The sequence below is a fragment of the Acinetobacter soli genome (genome assembly GCF_000760595.1).
In the GTDB taxonomy this organism is placed as follows: domain Bacteria; phylum Pseudomonadota; class Gammaproteobacteria; order Pseudomonadales; family Moraxellaceae; genus Acinetobacter; species Acinetobacter soli.
In genome coordinates this window covers 1-3335 of record NZ_BBNM01000024.1, presented here as the reverse complement: position 1 = coordinate 3335, position 3335 = coordinate 1, and the positions used below count along the sequence as shown (strand labels likewise).

The 3335-nt window shown below is 41.0% G+C and carries 4 protein-coding genes; all 4 read right to left on the bottom strand.

Going from position 1 to position 3335, the window contains the following annotated elements:
* Nucleotides 1-168 precede the first annotated feature (168 nt).
* Nucleotides 169-594, bottom strand: coding sequence for an NlpC/P60 family protein (locus Aso01_RS15760; RefSeq protein WP_004935665.1), 426 nt, complete (start codon nt 592-594; stop codon nt 169-171).
* 47 nt (nt 595-641) lie between these two features.
* Nucleotides 642-836: a hypothetical protein gene (locus tag Aso01_RS15755; RefSeq protein WP_004935662.1), complete on the bottom strand. Its 195-nt coding sequence runs from the start codon at nt 834-836 to the stop codon at nt 642-644.
* Nucleotides 836-2113 carry a BspA family leucine-rich repeat surface protein gene (locus Aso01_RS15750; RefSeq protein WP_004935658.1) on the bottom strand — a complete coding sequence of 426 codons (1278 nt, stop codon included), beginning with the start codon at nt 2111-2113 and terminating at the stop codon, nt 836-838. Before Aso01_RS15750 ends, Aso01_RS15755 begins: the two co-directional genes overlap by 1 nt.
* An 18-nt stretch (nt 2114-2131) precedes the next feature.
* A partial coding sequence (locus Aso01_RS15745; protein ID WP_042065625.1) for a CotH kinase family protein occupies nt 2132-3335 on the bottom strand: 1204 nt, incomplete at its 5' end.

Genomic DNA, 3335 nt, shown 5'->3' with positions numbered 1-3335 from the left:
TGGTATGCGCAGTCGATGAGAAATCGCCATACCAGAACATATTCGCAGCCAACCGGTTTTTGCCATAGACCAGTGGCTGGCACAGTCCGTATGCAGATTGCTGAACACGCATAGAGTTAATGCGATTGTCTGATGTGCTGATTGTTGTACTGCCAAAGATTCCACCCATTATTTCAGCCTCTTCATACGAAAAAACCCGGCGATTCGCCGGGCTAAACTTCCTTTGGTGCCATCTTGAAGAATGACTCCTAGATGGATATATGAATGAATGATTGTTGGCCATTCAACGACAATTGCGCCATGGCTGACACATTTGCCAATTTTATAAAGCACAATATCTCCTGGCTCTGGTGGACCTTCCACTTCAAAGCAGACACTCCGGATATGCTCAAGATATCGCTCACCCATCTGATGCATGTGCCAGTCTGGTGGATACGGACGCGGATCTAAATAATCCATGAGTCCAACTTTTTCATAGACCTCACAGATCAGGGTTCCGCAATCTACACCCACGCCTTTGACACGGCCTTGATGATGATAAGGTGTTCCGAGCCAAGTCAAGGCTTCTTGAACAGCGAGCTGGTTTTTCTGCATAGACTCACCTAAATTTTGGCAATAAAAAAACCGCTAAATGCGGCCTTTTATATCATCTTCGTTTCAGACAACGGCTCCGGCTTCGGGCGCTCAGCTTCATACTGCTCTTCTGAGATAAACTCGACATTGTGAATTGTCGAAAGTGTACTTGTTTCAGATAACTCAGCGATAGCGATAACAGCACCGCTGTCTTTATCAGTAACTTTGTAGAACTTTCCATCATTAATCGTATAGTTGCTCATTACGCTTGCCCTCCATCCGTAATTGTCCAACCCGCATCAATCAGATTACTGCGTGCATCAGCGCTTGCTTGTGAATACTTTTTGCCTTCAGTATATAAAACTCTTGCTGTTGTTCGCTGAGACCACTCGCTTGCTCGTGTTGTCCCAATATCGAGCCACAAGGCATTTAAAAACTTGTCATAGTTTTCTGTTGAAATACCTGATCCATTTAATAAACTACCGAAATCAGCATTAATATTGAATTTTGCACACCACTTTGAAAGATCTTGATTGAATGAAGTAGCACCATTCAAAAAGTTACTAAAACTCGCACCGCTGCGTACATTCCAGTTTGAAATATCCTGATTAAATGCTTTTGCCTGCCAAAACACAAAATCAAAACTCCAAACTTTCGCAACATTTAAGTTAAGCTGCTGATTGAAAGATATGTTCTCACTAAACAATCCAGATATATTCTGAAGATTTGGTGTATTCCAAGTTAAAGCTCTGTTATAGCTCATGTTTGCAAACATATAACTAATAGTTTCAGCTGAAATCATATTCCAATTAGATAGATCTTGATCAAATGAGGTCGCATCTTTAAACATCGAATAAAAATTTACTCCCTTCGATACGTCCAAATTTGAAAGTGGTTGGTTAAATTTCTTTGCACTTTGAAACATTGAATCAAAAAATGCTGAGTTACCTGTTTTTAGGTGATTTAAACTTTGGTTGAACTTTAATGCATTATTAAACATCCCTGAAAATGAAATGCCATTTTTTGTATTCCAGTTTGAGATTGATCTATTAAAGTTTGAGCAAGATGCAAACACGTAACTAAAATCTGCAACATTACTTGTGTCAATTGAGTTGACACGTTGATTAAATAGCGGTGAATCAAAGAACATCCCCGCAATTGAACTTGGTGTTTCAATATGTGCACCGAGTGAGTAATCAGGATACGCACCCGCGCCAATATTTCTGCCCTTGATGTTGCTTGGATTATTCCAGAGCAAATAACCATAATCTCGACCATCTTCCAATTTAAAGATGATCGTGTCTTGTTGACCTGAGATTGTGAGATCGACACTCGGAATTGTTGCACCTGCCGCAACACAGATTAAAGTGCCACCAACCGCTTTAAATGTCGTTGCATCATCTTTGCGAAATGTAAAAGTATCTTGTGTTTCAGAATCATAGTTTCTGACGATGCGTAATTGGCTTGCCCAGCCTTGAGGCGGGAAAACGTTGATCGATTGATCGACTGTATTTGTCGATTTAAACACTGTGCATGACATGATTGATTGCTCCTGCGCTTAAGCTGTGTAATTAAAATATGTGTCTAAAAATGCAATGCGCTTTTTTGTCCACGTCAGAATTTGTTCTAAGCTGGTGATATTTAAAGACGGACGCACGGGCCAACGCGCTAGCTCAAGATCGTAAACATCTCTTGAATACTTCAAAAATAGATCAGTCGATAAGTTATAGATGTTCTCAACTGAGATGATTTTCAGATCACGCAATTGTTTGTATCGTGCTTCAACATCTGTGTTATACGCGACTTTGACTTTGCGCCAGAACGAACCAGATCCCGTTTCAATTGTTTGTGTACCACTGGTGTTGTCATACACAGCACCACCTGTCCAATCAAGACCAAACACTGTGTCGAGATCGTATGGCATAAACATAAAGCGCTTGCCGTCGTAACTCATGAATTGGAAATTCTTTGCGCCATTGCCGCCAGCTCCGTCTGCATAGCGAACAAACTCAGCAAACAGCATAAAATCAATCGCGTTTTGCTTATCAAGATAGTCATTCGCTTGTGCTGTAAAGTTCGCATCGCTGAGCTGTGTAAATGCGTTCCAATTCGAAATCGCGTTAAATGTATCAACAGTTGGGCTGCTCGGCGCTTTCAGCTCATAAAGCGTTGGATTTGTGACTTCAAGATTTGTGATGTCATTCCATCCATCCATACCGATTAAGATTTCTTTGGGCTTGTTTTTTGCAATGTTGTAGTTAGCACGCTTTTTCGCAGTTCCGAACGAACCAATGCCGTAAAATTCATCATTGATATACAACAGGGCTGAATACAGACGTGGTACACCGTTTGCTCCGTTTTGCAATGCGTCTTTGCCTGTTTTGCCAATATACGGTTTTTCCGTTTCTAGGCGTGGATAACCGGATCTTGCTGCTACAATCTGTTCCCATAGTCGATAACACATTGCATTGCGAATGTTGGTGTGATCAATCCAGTTTGATTTGAATACAAGTTCATCGTGAGGCAGTAGATCACCAATCTTAACGTTTAGCGCTTTTGTTAAAGCTTGGTCTGAAAAGAATGCGATGTTCCAGTTTTTCTTTGCATAAGCAGCGCTTGATGAACCTTGCACTTCCATTTTTACAAAGCAACTGAAAGACTGGCCGTCAAAATGAAACTCGCCCTTACCTGAAATCACAGTACCTTTGGAATCAGGCAGATTTGGTAAATCAGTTAGATAGATCTGGATGAGTGATTCAGGT

Coding starts and splice junctions, on each gene's coding strand:
- Aso01_RS15760 (WP_004935665.1), bottom strand. CDS start 594: ATGCAGAAAAACCAGCTCGCTGTTCAAGAAGCCTTGACTTGGCTCGGA.
- Aso01_RS15755 (WP_004935662.1), bottom strand. CDS start 836: ATGAGCAACTATACGATTAATGATGGAAAGTTCTACAAAGTTACTGAT.
- Aso01_RS15750 (WP_004935658.1), bottom strand. CDS start 2,113: ATGTCATGCACAGTGTTTAAATCGACAAATACAGTCGATCAATCGATC.